The organism is Streptomyces sp. NPDC040718 (genome assembly GCF_055593565.1).
In genome coordinates, this window is record NZ_JBVIXO010000004.1 from 126511 (window position 1) to 145707 (window position 19197).

The following is a 19197-nucleotide window of genomic DNA, read 5'->3' on the forward strand; positions in this document are numbered from 1 at the left end:
CTCATCGCGCCGAGCGGACCCTGTGCTCACATCGTGTTGCCTTGCCCTACGCTTTTAAGAGCTGACGGCCCTAGAGCTGACCGCCGACGAAGACGGTGAGGTCGACGAGTCGGTTGGAGTAGCCCCACTCGTTGTCGTACCAGCCGACGACCTTGACCTGCTTGCCCTGGACCATGGTCAGGGAGGAGTCGAAGGTGCAGGAGGCCGGCCAGTTCACGATGTCGGAGGAGACGATCGCGTCCTCGGTGTAGTCGAGGATGCCCTTGAGCTGGCCCTCCGCGGCCTTCTGGAAGGCGGCGTTGATCTCGTCCTTGGTGACCTCGCGGTCGAGCTCCAGGACGAGGTCGGTGACCGAGCCGGTCGGGACCGGGACGCGCATGGCGATGCCGTCGAGCTTGCCCTTGAGCTGCGGCAGGACCAGCGCGGTGGCCTTGGCGGCACCGGTGGAGGTCGGGATGATGTTCTCGGCGGCGGCGCGGGCGCGGCGCAGGTCCGAATGCGGGAAGTCCAGGATGCGCTGGTCGTTGGTGTAGGCGTGGACCGTCGTCATCATGCCCTTGACGATGCCGAAGTTCTCGTCGAGGACCTTGGCCATCGGCGCCACGCAGTTGGTGGTGCAGGAGGCGTTGGAGATGACGTGGTGGCTGGCCGCGTCGTACTTGTCCTGGTTGACGCCCATCACGATGGTGATGTCCTCGTCCTTGGCCGGAGCCGAGATGAGGACCTTCTTCGCGCCGGCCGCGATGTGCTTGGCGGCGTCGGCCTTCTTCGTGAAGATGCCGGTGGACTCGATGACGATGTCGGCACCCAGCTCGCCCCAGGGGAGGTTCGCGGGGTCGCGCTCGGCGAAGGTCTTGAAGGTGTTGCCGCCGACGGTGATGGTGTCGTCGGTGTGGGAGACCTCGGCCTTGAGGCGGCCCAGAATGGTGTCGTACTTGAGCAGGTGCACCAGGGTGGCGTTGTCCGTCAGGTCGTTGACACCGACGATCTCGATGTCCGCTCCCTGCTCGAGAAGAGCCCGGAAGTAGTTACGGCCAATTCGGCCAAAACCATTGATGCCTACGCGGATCGTCACGAACCGATCTCCTCGTTGGTGCGCCGGCCTGTCCCGCCGGCGAGCTGTATGGGATGTCCCCGACCGCTTATGACCCTACCTCTCTGTGAGGTTTTGAGTGACATCGGTCGGAGCCTGACACTCCCCGCTCTGCGCGGGGGACATGCCCGAGGCCCTGTACCAGTGGCTGCGGCACGGGACCTCGGGGACCTTGGCCCCCGTCACCGAGAGTGAGCGGGAGCGGGGTCGTGGATCAGCGGTCCAGGGACCTGAGCGCCTTGCCGAGGAGCACGGCGCGGTCCGCCGGGGCCGTGACGTGCTCCAGCCCGAAACCGAGGAGGACCGTGTCACGCGTAGTGACCGCCGCGTACGACTTGAACAGCTCCCCGGTCCTGGACCAATCTCCCGGAACGTCGGGACTTCCGGCGGGCGCCGGCTGCGCGGTCCACGTCCCGAGGGAGGTCTCGAAGCCTTCGGCGGGCTGGTCGGTGCCGCCGACGGACAGCCGCGCCTCGTCAGCGAAGACGCCGCGGCCGCCCGACCCGGGGTCGGTGATGTAGGAGAGGGAGACCTCGACCGTCTTGCCGGCGTAGGGGCTCAGGTCGAAGACGACCTGCTTCCAGCCGCCGGAGGAGCCGGTGAAGCTGTTCCACGCTCCGCTACTGCCTGACGCGGTGCAGCCGCCGCCGTCGAGGGTGAGGTAGCGGCGCAGGAACGGGTGGCCGTTCAGGAAGAACCCGGCCTCGCACTCCGCCGGGACTGTGGCGGAGCTCAGCCCACCCGCTTCCGGGAGTGTGGTCCAGTCGTCCCCGCCGGCCGTACGGGCCTCCAGGACGGCGTGGTCGTAGCCCTCCTCGGTGTTCCAGTTGAGGGCCGTCTTCAGCTTCGGCTGGTCGGCGGCGGTGACCTTGGTCAGGTCGATGGTGCGGGTGAGGCGCTTCCAGTCGTCGTCCTCGTGGGTCGCCGAGGCCATCCCGGTGCCCGCGTAGGGGGCGTACGGGTTCGTCACTCCGGCGTACTGGCCCGCCTGCGCGCTCTTGAACTGCGGGAACCCGGCCGCCGGGAGCGCGTCGGAGGTGACGGTGTAGGCGCCGGGGGCGTTCAGCGGGTTGCCCGCCGCGTCGCCGAGGGCGCCCTTGGCCCCGGCGAGGGGGCCCGCGCCGGTGAAACCGGTCGGACCCTTGACCGAGGCGCGGCCGTAGGCGCCGAGGTAGTACTGGCTGAAGTCGTCGGTCAGGGCAGGGCCGACCTGGGCCCGGCCGCCCGCCAGTTCACCGGCCTCGACGAGCTTGCCGCCCTCGTTCAGGAAGTCGCGGACCGCGAGCTGGGTGGGCCCGCCGGGGGCGCCGGCACCCGTGTAGTGGACGGCCGTGCGGAAGTGCGAGAGCACGCCGAGGTGGTGCGGGACGCCCTGCGCGGCCACGTCCCAGACCGCGGCCGACTTCCCGTTGGCCCGGAGCGCGTCCACGTAGGACCGGGCGTGCTGCGCCTTGGCGCCCTCCTCGGCGATCACCACGACGTCCGCGCGCGGGCGCTCGGCCACGGTGTACGTGAAGTGCTCGCTGGAGACGGCCTTGTCGGAGCGGTCGCGGCCGGTGAACCAGACCTCGACCTTGTCCCCGGGCTTCGCGCCGTCCACCTTGGCGCGGTACTCGTCGAACCAGTTGTTGTCCTCGCCGCCGTAGACGTCCCCGCCCTTCCAGGCCTTGAGCCCGTCGTCGTGCGTACGGCCGCCGTTGATGCGGAACTTGAGCTGCTTGTCCTTCAGCGCCTTGCGGGCCGTGACGGCGACCGTCTGGTCCTCGCCCTTGGCCGCGTAGGAGGTGGTGAAGGGGTCAATGGTGAAGTCGGCGGCGCTCAGGCCGACGGAGGAGGAGGGCCGGTCCGGGTGTGCGGCGCTCTCGCCGACGCTCAGCGCGAAGGGGACGTTCTTGGCGAACTCCTGCTGGATCAGCTTCTCGTCGTCCGGGAAGTTGAACCCGGAGGCGCAGTCCTCCGGCTTCCAGGCGTCGTTCGGGTCGATCGCGGAGGCCGTCTGGCAGGTGGTCATCTCCGGCGTGAACATCATGACGCCGTTGGCGTTGGCCGCGTGGCCGTCGGCCTCGCCGTTGGTGGTGTACAGCTCGGAGGAGAGCTGCGGGTGGTAGCCGGGGACGGCGGGCTTCTCGGGGGTGCCGGCGAGCGCCTTGTAGGCGACGTCGTCGGGGGTCGGGGTGGCGACCTGCCAGCCCACGCCGTACAGGATCAGCTCGGACGCCGAGTGGTAGTTGATCGCGTACTCGAAGCCGATGCGCTTCTCGAAGCCGTCGAGGGCGGTGGTCTCGGGCTCGGACTGGGCCTTGGGCCCGCGGAAGGTCTCGCTGGAGGGGCTCGGGGAGGAACCCTCGTTGTCGTAGCCCCACTTGTAGGTGAAGTTGCGGTTGAGGTCGACGCCGTCCACCGCGGTGATCCTGCCGTCGCCGTCGTTGTCCCGGAGGTTCTTGCGCCACAGCCGGGTGCTGTCGGAGGTGAACGTGTGGTCGTAGCCGTCGGGGTTGGCGGAGAGCAGGAACCACAGATCCGTGGAGTCCACCAGCTTGGTGATCCGCGGGTCCTTGCCGTAGCCGTCGAGGGTGTGGTGCATCAGCCGCCGGGTCATCTCGGGGGTGATCCACTCCCGGGCGTGCTGGTTGGACATGTACAGCACGGACGGCTTGTCGCCGTCCTTGGTCCGCTTCGCGTCCTTGCCGACCTTGAGGGCGAGGATGTCCTTGCCCTGGACGCTCTTGCCGATGGAGACGACCTTGGTGAGTCCCGGGTTCTCCTGCGCGGTCCGCAGGATCTCCTCCTGGAGGCCGCCCTTGCCGCTGTACGGGCGGAAGACCCCGTCCCCGGCGGCCTTCGCGCGGGCCAGGCCCTGGGCGGAGACCTTGCGCTCGGCGAGCTCGACCCCCTGGGCGGCGAGCTGCCCGGCCTGTTCCCCGGTGAGGAAGAGCTCGACGCGGGCGGTCCCCGTCTCCGGGGCGCGCTCGGAAAGTTCGTGGGCGTCCTGGCCGGCGGCGAGGACGAGCGGGACCTGCTCGCGCGTGATGTCGGCGTCGTAGACCCGCACCTCGTCGGCACCGGATGCCGTACCGGACGCGGGCTGGGCGTGGACCGCGACGGGTACCGCGGCCAGTGTGGTTCCGAAGACGAGTGCGCTTGCGGCGAGGATCGATCTCGCGCGGTGCCTCATGTGCCCCCCTGGGCGTCGTCTGCCACGAAAGCTTCGGACGCAAGGCTCACGATCCGGAGATGCTCATGTCAACGGGACAAACAGGAGCGGAACGGGTCCGCACGCGGTGGGCGTGCGGACCCGTCGGGGGATGTGCCGCGGAGGTGCGGTCAGCCGGCCATGTTGTCGGCCAGCTCCTCGCTGAGGTCCAGGTTCGACTCGGTGCCCGGGATGCCGAGGTCCTGGGCCCGCTTGTCGGCCATCGCCAGCAGGCGGCGGATCCGGCCGGCCACGGCGTCCTTGGTCAGCGGCGGGTCGGCGAGCGCGCCCAGCTCCTCCAGGGAGGCCTGCTTGTGCTCCATGCGCAGCCGGCCCGCCGCGGCGAGGTGCTCGGGGACCTCCTCGCCCAGGATCTCCAGCGCGCGCTGCACCCGGGCGCCGGCGGCCACGGCGGCCCGCGCCGAGCGGCGCAGGTTGGCGTCGTCGAAGTTGGCGAGGCGGTTGGCGGTGGCGCGCACCTCGCGCCGCATCCGCCGCTCCTCCCAGGCCAGCACCGACTCGTGGGCGCCGAGGCGGGTCAGCAGGGCGCCGATCGCGTCGCCGTCGCGGACGACGACCCGGTCCACGCCGCGCACCTCGCGCGCCTTGGCGGCGATGGAGAGCCTGCGGGCGGCGCCCACCAGGGCCAGGGCCGCCTCCGGGCCGGGGCAGGTGACCTCCAGGGACGAGGAGCGGCCCGGTTCGGTGAGGGAGCCGTGGGCCAGGAAGGCACCGCGCCAGGCCGCCTCGGCGTCACAGGTCGCGCCGGAGACCACCTGCGGGGGAAGACCCCGGATGGGGCGGCCGCGGCCGTCCACGAGGCCCGTCTGGCGTGCCAGCTGGTCCCCGCCCGCCACGACGCGCACGACGAAGCGGCTGCCGCGGCGCAGTCCGCCCGGGGCCATGACCACCAGGTCGGAGGAGTGTCCGAAGATCTCCAGGATGTCCTTGCGCAGCCGCCGGGCGGCGATCCCGGTGTCCAGCTCCGCCTCGATGACGATGCGGCCGCTCACGAGGTGCAGGCCGCCCGCGAACCGAAGGATCGCCGAGACCTCCGCCTTCCTGCAGCAGGTCCGGGTGACGGGGAGGCGTGAGATCTCATCCTTCACCGCGGGCGTCATCGCCATGGGCCGATCCTTCCATGCATCCGAAAAATACGGTCGTACGCGGCGGCCAGCAGCTCCGGATCGTGCTTCGGAGAGCCGTCCTGCCTGGCCACGGGAGCCAGCTCGACCGCGGCACCGAACCGTTTCGCGGCATCGGCGAGGGACTCGCGGTCGGGCACGGCGGCCTCGTCGGCCAGCACCACGTCCAGGGCGAGTTTAGGGGCGTGTCGGGCCAAAACCTCCAAATGACGCTGCGGAGAGAAGCCCTCGGTTTCACCGGGCTGTGGCGCCAGGTTCAGCGACAGGACCCGCCGGGCCTTGGTCTGTACCAGTGCGTCCAGCAGCTCCGGCACCAGCAGGTGCGGGATCACGGAGGAGAACCAGGACCCCGGGCCGAGAACCACCCAGTCGGCGTCGAGCACGGCGGCGACGGCCTCCGGCACGGCCGGCGGGTCCGTCGGAACCACCTGTACGGAGAGCACCTCGCCGGGGGTGAGGGCGACCGTGGCCTGCCCCCGGACGGTGTGGACATCGTCCGGGCGCGCCGGGTCGTGCCCCTTGACCAGGGCCTGGAGCTCCAGCGGCACCGCCGACATCGGCAGTACCCGGCCCTGCGCGCCCAGCAGCTTCCCGACCAGGTCGAGGGCCTGGACGGGGTCCCCGAGCTGCTCCCACAGGGCGACGATCAGCAGGTTGCCGACGGCGTGCCCGTGCAGGTCGCCCTCGGACTGGAAGCGGTGCTGGATGACCCGGGCCCAGGTCTGGCCCCAGTCGTCGTCGCCGCACAGCGCGGCCAGCGCCTTGCGCAGGTCGCCCGGGGGCAGCACGCTCAGCTCCTCGCGGAGCCGTCCGCTGGAGCCGCCGTCGTCGGCGACGGTGACCACGGCGGTGAGCTCGCCGGTGATCCGGCGCAGCGCGGCGAGGGAGGCCGACAGGCCCATGCCGCCGCCGAGGGCGACGACCTTGGGCGCGGCCACCTTCGACGCCGCGCGGCGGCCGGCGCGGCCCGCGCCCTCCTCACCCCGCCCGGGGGTGAGGCGGCGCAGGCGGCGCAGCCGCAGGGTGCGTCCGGTCACTCGCGCCCCATGTCCCGGTGGACGACGACGGTCTCGACTCCCTCGGAGGCGAGGCGGGCGGCGAGCTTCTCGGACATGGCCACGCTGCGGTGCTTGCCGCCGGTGCAGCCGACCGCGATGGTCACGTACCGCTTGCCCTCGCGGCGGTAGCCGGCGGCGATGAGCTGGAGCAGCTCGGTGTAGCGGTCGAGGAACTCCTTGGCGCCGGGCTGGCTGAAGACGTAGCCCGACACCTCCTCGTTCAGCCCGGTGAAGGGGCGCAGCTCGGGGACCCAGTGCGGGTTGGGGATGAAGCGGCAGTCGACGACGAGGTCGGCGTCGACGGGCAGCCCGTACTTGAACCCGAAGGACATGACGGTGGCCCGCAGCTCGGGCTCCTCGTCGCCCGCGAACTGGGCGTCCATCTTGGCGCGCAGCTCGTGCACGTTCAGGCTGGAGGTGTCGATGACCAGGTCGGCGTCACCGCGCAGCTCGCGCAGCAGGTCGCGCTCGGCGGCGATGCCGTCGACGATGCGGCCGTCGCCCTGGAGGGGGTGCGGGCGGCGGACCGACTCGAAGCGGCGGACCAGCGCGTCGTCGGAGGACTCCAGGAAGACGATGCGCCGGGTGACCCCGCGGGCCTCCAGGTCGGAGAGGGACTCGCGGAGGGCGTCGAAGAACTGGCGGCCGCGGACGTCGACGACGACGGCGATCCGCGCCACGTTGCCCTGCGAGCGGGCGCCGAGCTCCACCATGGTGGGGATCAGCGCGGGCGGGAGGTTGTCGACGACGAACCAGCCGAGGTCCTCCAGACACTTGGCCGCCGTACTGCGGCCGGCTCCGGACATCCCGGAGATGATCACCAGCTCGGGGATGGCGGTCTCGGCGTTGTCGCCGGGCTCCACGGTCGTGCCCGTACTCACCTGTGCTCCGTCTCGGTCGTGCTCGGTCGTGTGCTCGGTCGTCTGTGCGGTCTCGTGCTCGGTCATGGCGCGGTCCCCCGTTCGAACGATGTCTCCGCAGGTGCGGAGGCCTCGTCCTCAATGATCTCTCCTGTCGCCGTGTTGACGGCAGGACCGGCGGGAACCGCCCCGGCGAGGGCGGCGGCCACGGTCTCCGCCGTCTTGCGGCCTATGCCCGGGACCTCGCAGATCTGGTCGATTGTCGCCTGTCTCAGCTTCTTCACCGAACCGAAGTGCTTCAGCAGGGCCACCTTGCGGCTCTCGCCGAGTCCCGGGACCTCGTCCAGCGGGCCCGCCTTCAGGCGCTTTCCGCGCTTGTTGCGCTGGTACTGGATGGCGAAGCGGTGGGCTTCGTCACGTACCCGCTGGAGCAGGTAGAGGCCCTCGCTGGTGCGGGGCAGCACGACGGGGTCGTCCTCGCCGGGCAGCCAGACCTCCTCCAGCCGCTTGGCGAGCCCGCAGACGGCCACGTCGTCGATCCCGAGCTCCTCCAGGGCCCGCTTGGCCGCCGCCACCTGGGGCTGCCCGCCGTCGACGACGACGAGCTGCGGCGGGTACGCGAAGCGCTTGGGGCGTCCGTCGTCCTCGGGGACCTCCCCGTCCTGCGCCTCCCACTCCCCCGTCTTCAGCTTCTCCTGGAGGTAGCGGCGGAAGCGCCGGGAGACGACCTCGTGCATGGAGCGGACGTCGTCCTGCCCCTCGAAGCCCTTCACCTGGAACCGGCGGTACTCGCTCTTCCTGGCGAGCCCGTCCTCGAAGACGACCATCGACGCCACGACGTCCTCGCCCTGGAGGTGGGAGATGTCGAAGCACTCGATGCGCAGCGGCGCGCCGTCCAGCTCCAGGGCCTCGGCGATCTCCTCCAGGGCGCGGGAGCGGGTGGTGAGGTCGCTGGCGCGCTTGGTCTTGTGGAGGGCGAGGGACTGCTGGGCGTTGCGGTGGACGGTCTCCATCAGCGCCTTCTTGTCCCCGCGCTGCGGGATGCGCAGGCTGACGCCGGACCCGCGCCGGCCGGCGAGCCACTGGCTCAGTGCGGGCGCGTCCTCGGGCAGCGCCGGTACGAGCACCTCCTTGGGGACGGCCTCGCCCTTCTCCTCCCCGTACAGCTGCTGGAGGGCGTGCTCGACGAGCCCGGCGGTGTCCACGGCCTCGACCTTGTCGGTGACCCAGCCGCGCTGGCCGCGGACCCGGCCGCCGCGGACGTGGAAGATCTGCACGGCCGCCTCCAGCTCGTCCTCGGCGACCGCGATGAGGTCGGCGTCGGTGGCGTCGGCGAGCACGACGGCGTTCTTCTCCATGGCCCGGCGCAGGGCGCCTATGTCGTCGCGCAGCCGGGCGGCCTTCTCGTACTCCATCTCCTCGGCGGCCTCGTGCATCTGCTTCTCCAGCCGGGAGAGGTAGGTGCCGGTGCGGCCCGCCATGAAGTCGCAGAAGTCCTCGGCGAGTTCCCGGTGCTCCTCGGGGGTGACCCGGCCGACGCAGGGCGCGGAGCACTTGCCGATGTAGCCGAGCAGGCAGGGGCGGCCGATCTGCGCGGACCGCTTGAACACTCCGGCGGAGCAGGTGCGCACCGGGAACACGCGCAGCATCAGGTCGACGGTCTCGCGGATCGCCCAGGCGTGCCCGTACGGGCCGAAGTAGCGCACGCCCTTCTTCTTGGGCCCGCGCATGACCTGGACCCGGGGGTACTCCTCGTTCATGGTCACGGCGAGGGAGGGGTAGCTCTTGTCGTCCCGGTACTTGACGTTGAACCGGGGGTCGAACTCCTTGATCCAGGAGTATTCGAGCTGGAGCGCCTCGACCTCGGTGGACACGACGGTCCACTCGACGGAGGCGGCCGTCGTGACCATGGTGGCGGTACGGGGGTGCAGGCCGGCGACGTCCTGGAAGTAGTTCGCCAGGCGCTGGCGCAGGCTCTTGGCCTTCCCGACGTAGATCACCCGGCGGTGGTCGTCGCGGAACTTGTAGACCCCCGGGGAGTCGGGGACCTGCCCGGGCTCGGGACGGTAGCTGGAAGGGTCGGCCATGCCAACCACCCTACTGGCGGGGGCCGACAACCCCCCGCACCCCGGCACGTTCCAGCCCCGCCGGCGCTTGAGGCGCGGGGGTCCGGGCGGAGCCCCCACGTCCGGCCCCGCCGGCGTTCGAGGCGCGGGGGTCCGGGCGGAGCCCCCAGGAGGGGTCCGGGCGGAGTCCTGGGGGCACCTCCCAGCGGTAGCCGGGGGAGGAACGGTGGAAGGGCGGGTGGGGGACAGCCCCGCAGGGCCGGCCACCGACGGGCGGCCGGACCCCGCGGAGCGGAAGGGCTACGCCCCGACGGCCCGGCGCCGCCGCAGCAGGAGCACCGCCCCGCCCGCGCCCAGCGCCAGCGCCCCGGCCCCGCCGACCGCCGAGGCCACGGGCACCCCGCCGGAGCCCCCGGTCCCGCCGGTGGTCTCGAAGCCCCCGGCCCGGCCCTCCTCGGCGTAGGCCGACCCCGGCAGCTTGTCGCCGTACAGTCCCGTCACCCGGGCCCGGTACCCGTCCAGCGTCGTCCCCCGGTGCCCCACGGCCCGCGCCGCGTCCTCGTCCAGCGGCAGCACCCGGTCGCCCCGGGCCACGTACCAGGCGTCGATCTGCGGCTCGCGGAACACGGTCCCGCCGGGGAGCTTCTCCGCGCCCAGCCGGGCGTAGCGGAACTCGTCGTCGCCGGTGGCGATGTTCACCACCTGCCAGCCGGCCTCGGTCTTCGCGGTCCAGAGGGCCGCCTTCTGCCCGTCCGAGGAGAGGGCCGCGCTCGCCAGGAACTCCAGGCGCGCGACCGGGGCCCCGGCCTTCCCGGCGACGAAGTCCGGCGACAGGTGGCTCACCGGGGTCACCTCACCCTCGATCCGGGGCTGCGCGGCGGCGACCGACACCTTCCCCTCCCGGGCGAAGAACCGGGAGAGCGTCGCCAGGGTGTCGGGTGCGGCGGCGGCCCGGTGGGCGGCCGCCCTGTTCTCGGCGGTGACGGTCTGCGGCTGCGGTACGGGAGCGGCGGCGGCCTGCCCGCCCGTGACCAGTACGACGGCGGCGGCGGCCGTGAGGAGCGCGGCGGCGGAGGCGCGGAGCGTCATGGCGGTCACGCCCCGATCCGGTAGAGGGAGTGGGTCCAGGAGAAGGTGCTGTTGTCCACGTACCAGGCGTGGGAGGCCCAGTTGTAGCGGTCGCTGGAGGGCCAGGGGTCGCCCCAGTAGACCCAGCTGTTGGCGGTGTCGTAGCCGTAGATCACGTGCATGTGGCCGCCGCCGTTGGACCACTGGATGCGGGTCTCGACCGGGCGGTCGGCGTTGATCTCGGTCTGCACGGTGGAGTACTGGAGCCAGCCGGTCACGTACCGGCCGGAGTTGATCCCGGCCCAGTTCAGCGCCGTCTGTACGTTGCCGAGGGTGGCCTGGTTGTTGGGGCACTCGGTGCCCTGCTGGCGGTTGAAGGCGGCGTTGCAGAACTGGTTCTGGCTGTAGTCGCGGCCGAACCAGGTGGCGATGGTGTTGCCGCCGGCGGCCCAGCACCAGTTGTTCTTCTGCTGCGCCTGCATGGTGATGCCCAGCCGCTTGTACGCCAGGGCCGCGCCGGGGGTGTCCGCGCCGCGGTCGGCGGCGGTTGCGGTACCGGCGCCGGTGCCGACCGGCAGCAGGACGAGGAGCAGGGCGGATATCAGGGCTGAGGTCAGGGAGGCGGCCGGGGAAAGCCGCCCTCTTCTGTTGCGCATCGCGTTCCTCCCGAATGGGGACCCGAGGTGGGGACTCGGGGTGTGTGGGGGTGGAGGAGCGCGTCCGGACGCTGTGGAGGAGCATCAGGGTGTTGTCGCGATCAGGTCAACACGCTTCAATACGCGGTGACATTGCAGTGTGAACGGTGGGGCTGCGGTGTGAACGGTTGCTGCCGTTCCACCAGGTCCCCCGGTACCACCGGCCCGGCCCCCCACCCGGCGCGTGTGAACGTTCACAGAGGAGTCGCCATGCGGCCCACCGGCGACCCGCCAGTCACGCCGGGCACGGCGGAGCTCGGACAACTGCTGCGCGGCGGCCCCTTCCACCTCGCGCTGCGCGCCGCCATAGCCGCCCGCGGCCTGCCCCTGCAACGCGTCCAGCACCGGCTCGCGGCGCGCGGCATCAAACTCGGGGTGACCAGCCTCAGTTACTGGCAGCAGGGAGCCAGGCGGCCCCGCCACCCCGAGTCCCTGCGGGCGGTCTCCGCCCTGGAGGAGATCCTGGAACTGCCCGGCGGCTCCCTGCTGCGGCTGCTGGCCGATCCCCTCCCCGCGGCCGGCCCGCCCCGCCCGGCCGCCCGCTCCTACCGGGCGCTGGTGAGCGTGGGCGCGGCGGTGGAGCGGCTGCTGGCCGGGATGGAGCTCCCGGCGGACGGCGGCCTGCACACGGTCGGCCACCACGAGCGGGTCCGCATCGGCCCGGGCGGCGAGCTGCGCACGCGGGAGTCGCAGCAGATCGTCCGGGCCCACCGCGACGGCGTCGACCGCTACCTCGCCGTCCACCACGGCGATCCGGGGTGCGACGCGACGCGGGTGGAGGTGACCGCGTACGAGAACTGCCGCACGGGGCGGGTGCGCTGCCACCCGGAGGCCGGGGTGGTGGTGGCGGAGCTGCTCTTCGACGCCCGGCTCCGGCGCGGGGACACGTACGTCTTCGGCTACGGGATCGAGGACGGCACGGGCGGCCGCAGCACGGAGTACGTGCGCGGCTTCAGCTACGCGGGCGGGCAGTACATGCTCCAGGTCGCCTTCGACGAGGCGGCCCTCCCGGTGCGCTGCCGCCGCTTCGCCCGCACGGGCCCCGACGCCCCCCGCACCGCCCTCGGCGACCTCACCCCGAGCGGCCGCCACCGCGCGGTGCACCTGCTGGAACAGGGCATCCGGCGCGGCATCCTGGGCATCACCTGGGACTGGGAGTAGCGCCCGCGATCCCTTCCGCCGACGGCTAGCCGGCGATCAGCTTGCCGTTCTCCACCTTGACCGGGACGGCCGGCAGAGGGTCGGTGGCCGGGCCGCGCAGGACCTTGCCGGTGGTGACGTCGAAGCGGCTGCCGTGGCAGGGGCAGTTGCCCTCGCCCTCGACGATCTTGTCCAGGACGCAGCCGGCGTGCGTGCACTGGGCGCTGAACGCCTTGTACTGGCCCTCCGCCTGGCAGCTGACGACGACCTTGCGCTCGCGGAACAGCTTCGCGCCGCCGACCGGGACGTCGGCCGCGCCGCCCAGCTCGACCGGCTCCTTCGGGACGGCCGGGCTGCCGGCGCCGCTGTTGCTCTCGGTGGAGCACGCCGTGAGCGCCGTCCCCGCGCCCACGGCCCCGGCGAGCGCGGCGGCGCCCTTGAGGACGGTACGGCGGGCGGCGGGCTGCTGCGCGGACATGTGGTTCTCCTGGCACGAGTGGCGGGCCCCGGGTGCGGGGCCACGGGTCGACCCGACGATACCGGCGTCCGATGGGATACCTTCCCCCGCGTGATCGTCGTCGGCGGAGAAGCCCTGATCGACCTCGTGCCCGTCGAGCGGCCGGCGGGCGCCCTGCTGCCCCGGCCCGGCGGCGGGCCCTACAACACCGCCCTGGCGCTGGGCCGGCTGGGGGCGGAGGTGGCCTTCTGCTCCCGGGTGTCGGCGGACGGCTTCGGCGAGGGCCTGCTGGCCGGGCTGCGGGCCGCGGGGGTGGACCTCTCGCTGGTGCAGCGGGGGCCCGAGCCGACCACGCTGGCCGTGCCCTCGCTGGGCCCGGACGGCTCGGCCGTCTACGGCTTCTACGTCGAGGGGACCGCCGACCGGCTGTTCACCCTGCCGCCCACCCTGCCCGCGGGGGTACGGGCCCTCGCGCTCGGCACCTGCTCCCTGGTGCTGGAGCCGGGCGCGTCCGCGTACGAGGCGCTGCTGCGCCGGGAGTCGGGGCGCGGGCTGCTGACCCTGCTGGACCCCAACGTCCGCCCGGCGCTGATCGCGGACCCGGCGGCGTACCGGGAGCGGTTCCTGGGGTGGCTGCCGTACGTGTCGGTGCTCAAGCTCTCGGAGGAGGACGCGGCCTGGCTGGGCGGGCGGGTCGGCGACTGGCTGGCGGCCGGCCCGAGGGCGGTGGTGCTCACCCGGGGCGCGGCGGGGCTGACGGTGTGGACCTCGGACGGCGCGGAGCACAGCGCGGCGGCCAGCCCGGTCGTGGTGGCCGACACGATCGGCGCGGGCGACACGGTCAACGCGGCGCTGCTGCACCGGCTCGCCGGGACCGCGGACCCCGGCGCCGCCGACTGGCCGGACGTGCTGGCCTACGCGGCCCGCGCGGCCGCCCTGACCTGTACCCGGGCGGGCGCCGAGCCCCCGTACGCGGCGGAGCTGGCGCTCAGCCGATAGCCGCCCACAGGGTCCGGGCGACCGCCGGGGCGAACTCCTCGACCGGCTGGACCACGTCGGCGCCGGAGAAGTGCAGGAAGAAGGCCCGCTGGAAGCAGGCACCGAGCAGGAGCCCGGCGGCGGCCCGGGGGTCGGCGTCCTCGCGGAGCCGGCCGGCGGCGAGTTCGCGGCGCAGCCTCCCCTCCAGGGCGTCCAGCACCACGTGCGGGCCGGCGCCGATCTTCTGGACCCCCTCGCGGTGGCGGCTGAGCAGGGCGGGTTCGGCGAAGAGCGAGGCGGCCAGAGGCATGGCCTCGGCATAGAAGAGCGAGGCGTGCCGGGCGATGCCGGCGAGCGCCTGCTCTCCCCCGCCCTCGTCCGGGTCGGCGGTGAGGGCGGCCATCAGCGGACCGGCGTTCGGGGTGCGCTCCATCAGGACCCGCACGAACAGCTCTTCCTTGTTGGCGAAGTGCTTGTAGAGCGCGGCCTCCGAGCAGCCCGCCTCGCGGGCGATGGCCTTGGTGGTGGTGTTGGCGAGGCCGATGGTGCGCATGAGGCCTTCGGCGGCATCCAGCAGGCGCTCGGGCGTGGGACGGCTTGACGTAGGGGTGGGCATTCACTCACCCTAGTGGACACAGGGGTGAGTGAGTACTCACCCACCATCTCGGACGGGGATCCCACGATGAAGATCACGGTGTTCGGAGCGACGGGCGGCGTCGGCCGCGAGGTGGTCCTGCAGGCACTGGACGCGGGCCACGAGGTGACGGCCGTCGTCCGCGACCCGGCCCGGCTGGACGTGCCGGAGCACGACCGGCTGCGGGTGGCGGTGGTGACGGACCTGACGGACGAGGAGGCACTGCTGCCGGTCCTCGCGGGGCGGGACGCGGTGGTCTCGGCCCTCGGCCCCGCGAACAACAGGCAGGCCCGGCTGACCCCGATCGCCGGACCGGCGCTCCGGGCGATCGTCTCCGCGATGGACCGGGCCGGGGTGAGCCGGCTGTCCGCGGTGAGCGCCGCGCCGCTGGCGCCGGACCTCCCGGAGGACGGGGCGCTGACGCGGATGGTGGTGTACCCCTTGCTGCGGCGGCTGCTGCGCGACCTGTACGCCGACCTGGCGGTCATGGAGGCGGCGATCGGCGCGAGCCGGGCCGAGTGGACGGTGGTCCGCCCGCCGCGGCTGCTGAACCGGCCGCGGACGGGGGCGTACCGGCGGGCGCTCGACGCGAACGTGCCGGGCGGGAAGGTGATCGCCCGCGCGGACGTCGCGGACGCGCTCCTGACGACCCTGGGCGACGCCTCGACGGCGGGCCACGCCCTTGGCGTCGCCGCCTGAGGCGTTGACCGCTGCGCGGTGCCTGCCCCTCCCCACCCTTCAACCTCCCCCAGACTCCGTCCGGCGGGACCTCCAGCCCTCAATCGCCGGGCGCGGCTCGCAGACACGGCGCTACGCGCCCGCGCCTCAAACACCGGCGGGGCTGAATCAGCCTCGCCGGCGTTTGAGGCGCGGGATCTGGGGCGGAGCCCCGGGGAACGGGCGAAGGGCTGGTAGGGGACCGGCCCCGCGCAGCGGCCCGCCCGGCCCCGCCCCCGGCCAGGGGCTACGCCTTGCGGGTGCGGGCCGCGGCCTTCTTCGCGGGGGCCGCCGCCTTCTTGGCCGGGGCCTTCTTCGCCCTCCGGGCGACCGGCGCCGGAGGCGCCCCCGCGTCGGAGATCCGCTCCGCCCCCAGGATGTCCCGCAGGAACTTGCCCGTGTGGCTCGCGCCCACCGACGCGACCTGCTCCGGGGTGCCCTCGGCCACCACCAGGCCGCCGCCGTAGCCGCCCTCGGGCCCCATGTCGACGACCCAGTCCGCTGTCTTGATGACGTCGAGGTTGTGCTCGATGACGATCACCGAGTTCCCCTTGTCCACCAGCCCGGACAGCACCTTGATCAGCTTCGAGATGTCCTCGAAGTGCAGACCCGTCGTCGGCTCGTCCAGGACGTACACCGTCCGGCCGGTCGACCGCTTCTGCAGCTCCGACGCGAGCTTCACGCGCTGCGCCTCACCGCCCGACAGCGTCGGCGCGGACTGGCCGAGGCGGACGTAGCCGAGCCCGACCTCGTTCAGCGTGCGCAGGTGCCGGGCGATGGTCGGCACGGCCTCGAAGAAGTCCAGCGCCTCCTCGATCGGCATGTTCAGGACTTCGGCGATGGACTTGCCCTTGTAGTGCACCTCCAGCGTCTCCCGGTTGTACCGGTCGCCGTGGCACACCTCGCACGGGACGTACACGTCCGGCAGGAAGTTCATCTCGATCTTGATGGTGCCGTCGCCGGAGCAGTTCTCGCACCGGCCGCCCTTGACGTTGAAGGAGAAGCGGCCCGGCAGGTAGCCGCGCACCTTCGCCTCCATCGTCTCCGCGAAGAGCTTGCGCACGTGGTCGAAGACGCCCGTGTACGTCGCCGGGTTGGACCGGGGGGTCCGGCCGATCGGCGACTGGTCGACGTGCACCACCTTGTCGACGAGGTCGTCGCCGTCCACCCGCGTGTGGCGGCCCGGTACCGACCGGGCGCCGTTCAGCTCGCGCGCCAGGTGCGTGTACAGGATGTCGTTGACCAGCGTCGACTTGCCGGAGCCGGAGACGCCGGTGACCGCCGTGAGCACGCCCAGCGGGAAGGACACGTCGATGTCCCGCAGGTTGTTCTCCTTGGCGCCGTGCACCGTCAGCCTGCGCTCGCCGTTCACCGGGCGGCGTACGTCCGGGACGGCGATCGACTTCTTGCCCGACAGGTACTGGCCGGTCATGGACTCGCCGTTCTCCAGCAGCTCCTTCAGCGAGCCGCTGTGCACCACCTTGCCGCCGTGCTCGCCGGCGCCGGGGCCGATGTCCACGACCCAGTCGGCCACCTTGATGGTGTCCTCGTCGTGCTCGACGACGATGAGCGTGTTGCCCATGTCCCGGAGCCGTACCAGCGTCTCGATCAGCCGGTGGTTGTCGCGCTGGTGCAGGCCGATCGACGGCTCGTCCAGTACGTACAGCACGCCGACCAGGCCGGAGCCGATCTGCGTGGCCAGCCGGATGCGCTGGGCCTCGCCGCCCGACAGGGTGCCCGCGGCGCGGTTCAGGGAGAGGTAGTCCAGGCCCACGTCCACGAGGAAGCGGAGCCGCTCGTTGACCTCCTTGAGGACCCGCTCGGCGATCTTCTTGTCGCGGGCGTCGAGCTTCAGCCGCCCCAGGAAGTCGGCGCACTCGCTGATCGACATCGCGGCGACCTCGGCGATGGAGCGCTCCATCACCGTCACCGCGAGCACGATCGGCTTGAGCCGGGTGCCCTCACAGGTCGGGCAGGGCACCTCGCGCATGTAGCCCTCGAAGCGCTCGCGGCTGGCGTCGCTCTCGGACTCGGCGTGCCGGCGCTTGACGAAGGGCACGGCGCCCTCGAAGGCCGTCGTGTACGCCCGCTCGCGCCCGTACCGGTTGCGGTAGCGGACCTCGATCTGGGTCTTGTGGCCGTACAGCAGGGCCTTCCTCGCCCGCTGCGGCAGCCCGGCCCACGGGATGTCGGTCCGGAAGCCGAGCTCCCCGGCGAGGGCGCCGATCAGCCGCTGGAAGTAGTCCTTGGTGTGGCCGAGCGCCCACGGCGAGACCGCGCCCTCGTCCAGGGACTTGTCCTCGTCCGGGACGATCAGCTCCGGGTCGACCTCCATGCGGGTGCCGATGCCGGTGCATTCCGGGCAGGCGCCGAAGGGCGAGTTGAAGGAGAAGGAGCGCGGCTCCAGTTCCTCGAAGGACAGGTCGTCGTAGGGGCAGTAGAGGTGCTCGGAGTACATCCGCTCGCGCTCGGGGTCGTCCTCGGCGAGGTCGACGAAGTCCAGGATCACCATGCCGCCGGAGAGGCCCAGCGCGGTCTCGACGGAGTCGGTGAGCCGGCGCTTGGCGCTGTCCTTGACGGTGAGGCGGTCGACGACCACCTCGATGGTGTGCTTCTCCTGCTTCTTCAGCGTGGGCGGCTCGGAGAGCTGGATGGTCTCCCCGTCCACCCGCGCCCGGCTGTAGCCCTTGGTCTGGAGGTCGGCGAAGAGGTCGACGAACTCGCCCTTGCGCTCGCGGACCAGCGGGGACAGCACCTGGAAGCGGCTGCCCTCGGGGAGCGCGAGGACCTTGTCGACGATCGCCTGCGGCGACTGCCGGGAGATCGGGCGGCGGCACTCGGGGCAGTGCGGCTTCCCGATGCGCGCGAAGAGCAGGCGGAGGTAGTCGTAGACCTCGGTGATCGTGCCGACGGTGGAGCGGGGGTTGCGCGAGGTCGACTTCTGGTCGATCGAGACGGCCGGGGAGAGGCCCTCGATGAAGTCGACGTCGGGCTTGTCCATCTGCCCCAGGAACTGCCGGGCGTAGGAGGACAGCGACTCGACGTAGCGGCGCTGCCCCTCGGCGAAGATCGTGTCGAAGGCCAGGGAGGACTTGCCCGAGCCCGAGAGGCCGGTGAAGACGATGAGCGAGTCGCGGGGCAGGTCGAGCGAGACGTTCTTCAGGTTGTGCTCGCGAGCGCCACGAACGATGAGACGGTCGGTCACGCCGGTCGCACCTTTCTTGAGAGAGCGGGGGCACGGGCCCCGACTGTCCAGGGTATGGGGGGCGCCTCTGCGATGGGATGGAGTCTGGCTTCCGAGCGTATAGCACGCACATTCGATTTACGGCACTCCGGAGACCGCTTCACCCGATCGTGTGGCGGGCCCCCGTCAGCACTAGGCTCGGAACCATGACTGATCATGTGCACGACCTGGCCTCTGTACGTGAAGCCACGGAACGGCTGCTGAACGCGGTCGCGAAACTGGACAACGCCTCCCTCTCCGAGGAGTCACACCTCCCGGGATGGACCCGCGGCCACATCCTGGCCCACCTGGCGCGCAACGCCGACGCCCTCGTGAACGTCCTCGAGGGCCGCCCCATGTACGAGAGCGCCGCCGCCCGCGACGGGGACATCGAGCGCGACGCAGGGCGGCCCCTGGAAGAACACCTGACGGACCTCCGTGATTCCGGGGCCCGCTTCCTCGCCACCAGCGAGCCCGCCCAGGACTGGCAGCGCACCGTCGAGCTGCGCAACGGCGTCACCGACCTGGCCGCCAACGTGCCCTTCCGCCGCCTCGTCGAGGTCGAGCTCCACCACGTCGACCTCGACATCGGCTACGAGCTCCACGACCTCGCGGACGAGTTCGCCGACCGGGAGATCGCCTTCCTCGCCGACCGCTGGTCCGGCCGCCCCGACGTCCCGCCGGTCACGCTCCGGTACTCGGACGGCGAGTTCGCCGCTCGCACGGGCGGCACCGAGGGCACCCCGGTGACCCTCAGCGGCGCTCGGGACGACCTGCTCGGCTGGCTGGCCGGCCGCGGCCTCAAGGGCGCCCATCTCGCCATCGAGGCCGGCGACGGCCTCCCCGCACTCCCCGCGCTCTAGGATTCCG

General features: G+C 72.2%; 15 protein-coding genes. 4 read left to right on the forward strand and 11 right to left on the reverse strand.

The window, feature by feature from the left end; all coding sequences use genetic code 11:
* Positions 1-70: 70 nt before the first annotated feature.
* The 8 genes from gap to ACZ597_RS12140 form a co-directional block, all read right to left on the reverse strand.
* Positions 71-1075, reverse strand: a complete 1005-nt coding sequence (gap, locus tag ACZ597_RS12105) for a type I glyceraldehyde-3-phosphate dehydrogenase (protein WP_471328179.1) — start codon at positions 1073-1075, stop codon at positions 71-73.
* Positions 1076-1307: 232 nt separating this feature from the next.
* A complete protein-coding gene (locus ACZ597_RS12110; protein ID WP_471328181.1) occupies positions 1308-4268 on the reverse strand; it encodes a M14 family metallopeptidase in 2961 nt (986 codons plus the stop codon).
* Between the two features lie 149 nt (positions 4269-4417).
* Positions 4418-5413 (reverse strand): DNA-binding protein WhiA, encoded by a 996-nt coding sequence (gene whiA / locus ACZ597_RS12115; RefSeq protein ID WP_030237199.1) that lies wholly within the window; start codon positions 5411-5413, stop codon positions 4418-4420.
* Complete coding sequence (locus tag ACZ597_RS12120; protein ID WP_471328183.1) at positions 5404-6468, reverse strand: gluconeogenesis factor YvcK family protein; 1065 nt, start codon at positions 6466-6468, stop codon at positions 5404-5406. Before ACZ597_RS12120 ends, whiA begins: the two co-directional genes overlap by 10 nt.
* Entirely contained in the window at positions 6465-7436 is a 972-nt protein-coding gene (rapZ, locus tag ACZ597_RS12125) for an RNase adapter RapZ (protein ID WP_471328184.1), read from the reverse strand. Before rapZ ends, ACZ597_RS12120 begins: the two co-directional genes overlap by 4 nt.
* Entirely contained in the window at positions 7433-9436 is a 2004-nt protein-coding gene (gene uvrC / locus ACZ597_RS12130) for an excinuclease ABC subunit UvrC (RefSeq protein WP_471328186.1), read from the reverse strand. Before uvrC ends, rapZ begins: the two co-directional genes overlap by 4 nt.
* Before the next feature lie 279 nt (positions 9437-9715).
* Positions 9716-10504 carry a hypothetical protein gene (locus ACZ597_RS12135; RefSeq protein ID WP_471328869.1) on the reverse strand — a complete coding sequence of 263 codons (789 nt, stop codon included), beginning with the start codon at positions 10502-10504 and terminating at the stop codon, positions 9716-9718.
* A gap of 5 nt (positions 10505-10509) precedes the next feature.
* Positions 10510-11139: a papain-like cysteine protease family protein gene (locus ACZ597_RS12140; protein WP_471328188.1), complete on the reverse strand. Its 630-nt coding sequence runs from the start codon at positions 11137-11139 to the stop codon at positions 10510-10512.
* A gap of 249 nt (positions 11140-11388) precedes the next feature.
* On the opposite strand from ACZ597_RS12140, the gene ACZ597_RS12145 reads away from it, so the two are divergent.
* Positions 11389-12339: a hypothetical protein gene (locus ACZ597_RS12145; RefSeq protein ID WP_471328190.1), complete on the forward strand. Its 951-nt coding sequence runs from the start codon at positions 11389-11391 to the stop codon at positions 12337-12339.
* Positions 12340-12364: 25 nt separating this feature from the next.
* Here ACZ597_RS12145 and ACZ597_RS12150 read toward each other — a convergent pair whose 3' ends face one another.
* Positions 12365-12796 carry a Rieske (2Fe-2S) protein gene (locus ACZ597_RS12150; RefSeq protein WP_125817129.1) on the reverse strand — a complete coding sequence of 144 codons (432 nt, stop codon included), beginning with the start codon at positions 12794-12796 and terminating at the stop codon, positions 12365-12367.
* A gap of 90 nt (positions 12797-12886) precedes the next feature.
* On the opposite strand from ACZ597_RS12150, the gene ACZ597_RS12155 reads away from it, so the two are divergent.
* Positions 12887-13774 (forward strand): carbohydrate kinase family protein, encoded by an 888-nt coding sequence (locus ACZ597_RS12155; RefSeq protein ID WP_471328192.1) that lies wholly within the window; start codon positions 12887-12889, stop codon positions 13772-13774.
* Here the strand turns inward: ACZ597_RS12155 and ACZ597_RS12160 are convergent.
* Positions 13764-14369, reverse strand: coding sequence for a TetR/AcrR family transcriptional regulator (locus ACZ597_RS12160; protein WP_471328194.1), 606 nt, complete (start codon positions 14367-14369; stop codon positions 13764-13766). The genes ACZ597_RS12155 and ACZ597_RS12160 overlap by 11 nt on opposite strands.
* A gap of 66 nt (positions 14370-14435) precedes the next feature.
* Here ACZ597_RS12160 and ACZ597_RS12165 point away from each other — a divergent pair, with 66 nt between their 5' ends.
* Entirely contained in the window at positions 14436-15086 is a 651-nt protein-coding gene (locus ACZ597_RS12165) for an NAD(P)-dependent oxidoreductase (protein ID WP_471328195.1), read from the forward strand.
* 265 nt (positions 15087-15351) lie between these two features.
* Here the strand turns inward: ACZ597_RS12165 and uvrA are convergent, their stop codons facing one another.
* Positions 15352-18309 (reverse strand): excinuclease ABC subunit UvrA, encoded by a 2958-nt coding sequence (uvrA, locus tag ACZ597_RS12170; RefSeq protein ID WP_471328196.1) that lies wholly within the window; start codon positions 18307-18309, stop codon positions 15352-15354.
* A 185-nt stretch (positions 18310-18494) separates the two neighbouring features.
* Between uvrA and ACZ597_RS12175 the strand changes: the two genes are divergently transcribed.
* On the forward strand, positions 18495-19190 hold the full coding sequence (locus ACZ597_RS12175; RefSeq protein ID WP_471328198.1) for a maleylpyruvate isomerase family mycothiol-dependent enzyme: 696 nt from the start codon (positions 18495-18497) through the stop codon (positions 19188-19190).
* Positions 19191-19197 lie beyond the last annotated feature (7 nt).

What these genes read in the sequence shown, in the direction of transcription:
- ACZ597_RS12150 (WP_125817129.1), bottom strand. Translation starts at nt 12,796, where the DNA reads ATGTCCGCGCAGCAGCCCGCCGCCCGCCGTACCGTCCTCAAGGGCGCC.
- ACZ597_RS12175 (WP_471328198.1), top strand. Translation starts at nt 18,495, where the DNA reads ATGACTGATCATGTGCACGACCTGGCCTCTGTACGTGAAGCCACGGAA.
- ACZ597_RS12140 (WP_471328188.1), bottom strand. Translation starts at nt 11,139, where the DNA reads ATGCGCAACAGAAGAGGGCGGCTTTCCCCGGCCGCCTCCCTGACCTCA.
- whiA (WP_030237199.1), bottom strand. Translation starts at nt 5,413, where the DNA reads ATGGCGATGACGCCCGCGGTGAAGGATGAGATCTCACGCCTCCCCGTC.
- ACZ597_RS12145 (WP_471328190.1), top strand. Translation starts at nt 11,389, where the DNA reads ATGCGGCCCACCGGCGACCCGCCAGTCACGCCGGGCACGGCGGAGCTC.
- uvrC (WP_471328186.1), bottom strand. Translation starts at nt 9,436, where the DNA reads ATGGCCGACCCTTCCAGCTACCGTCCCGAGCCCGGGCAGGTCCCCGAC.
- rapZ (WP_471328184.1), bottom strand. Translation starts at nt 7,436, where the DNA reads ATGACCGAGCACGAGACCGCACAGACGACCGAGCACACGACCGAGCAC.
- ACZ597_RS12110 (WP_471328181.1), bottom strand. Translation starts at nt 4,268, where the DNA reads ATGAGGCACCGCGCGAGATCGATCCTCGCCGCAAGCGCACTCGTCTTC.
- ACZ597_RS12160 (WP_471328194.1), bottom strand. Translation starts at nt 14,369, where the DNA reads ATGCCCACCCCTACGTCAAGCCGTCCCACGCCCGAGCGCCTGCTGGAT.
- ACZ597_RS12135 (WP_471328869.1), bottom strand. Translation starts at nt 10,504, where the DNA reads ATGACGCTCCGCGCCTCCGCCGCCGCGCTCCTCACGGCCGCCGCCGCC.
- ACZ597_RS12165 (WP_471328195.1), top strand. Translation starts at nt 14,436, where the DNA reads ATGAAGATCACGGTGTTCGGAGCGACGGGCGGCGTCGGCCGCGAGGTG.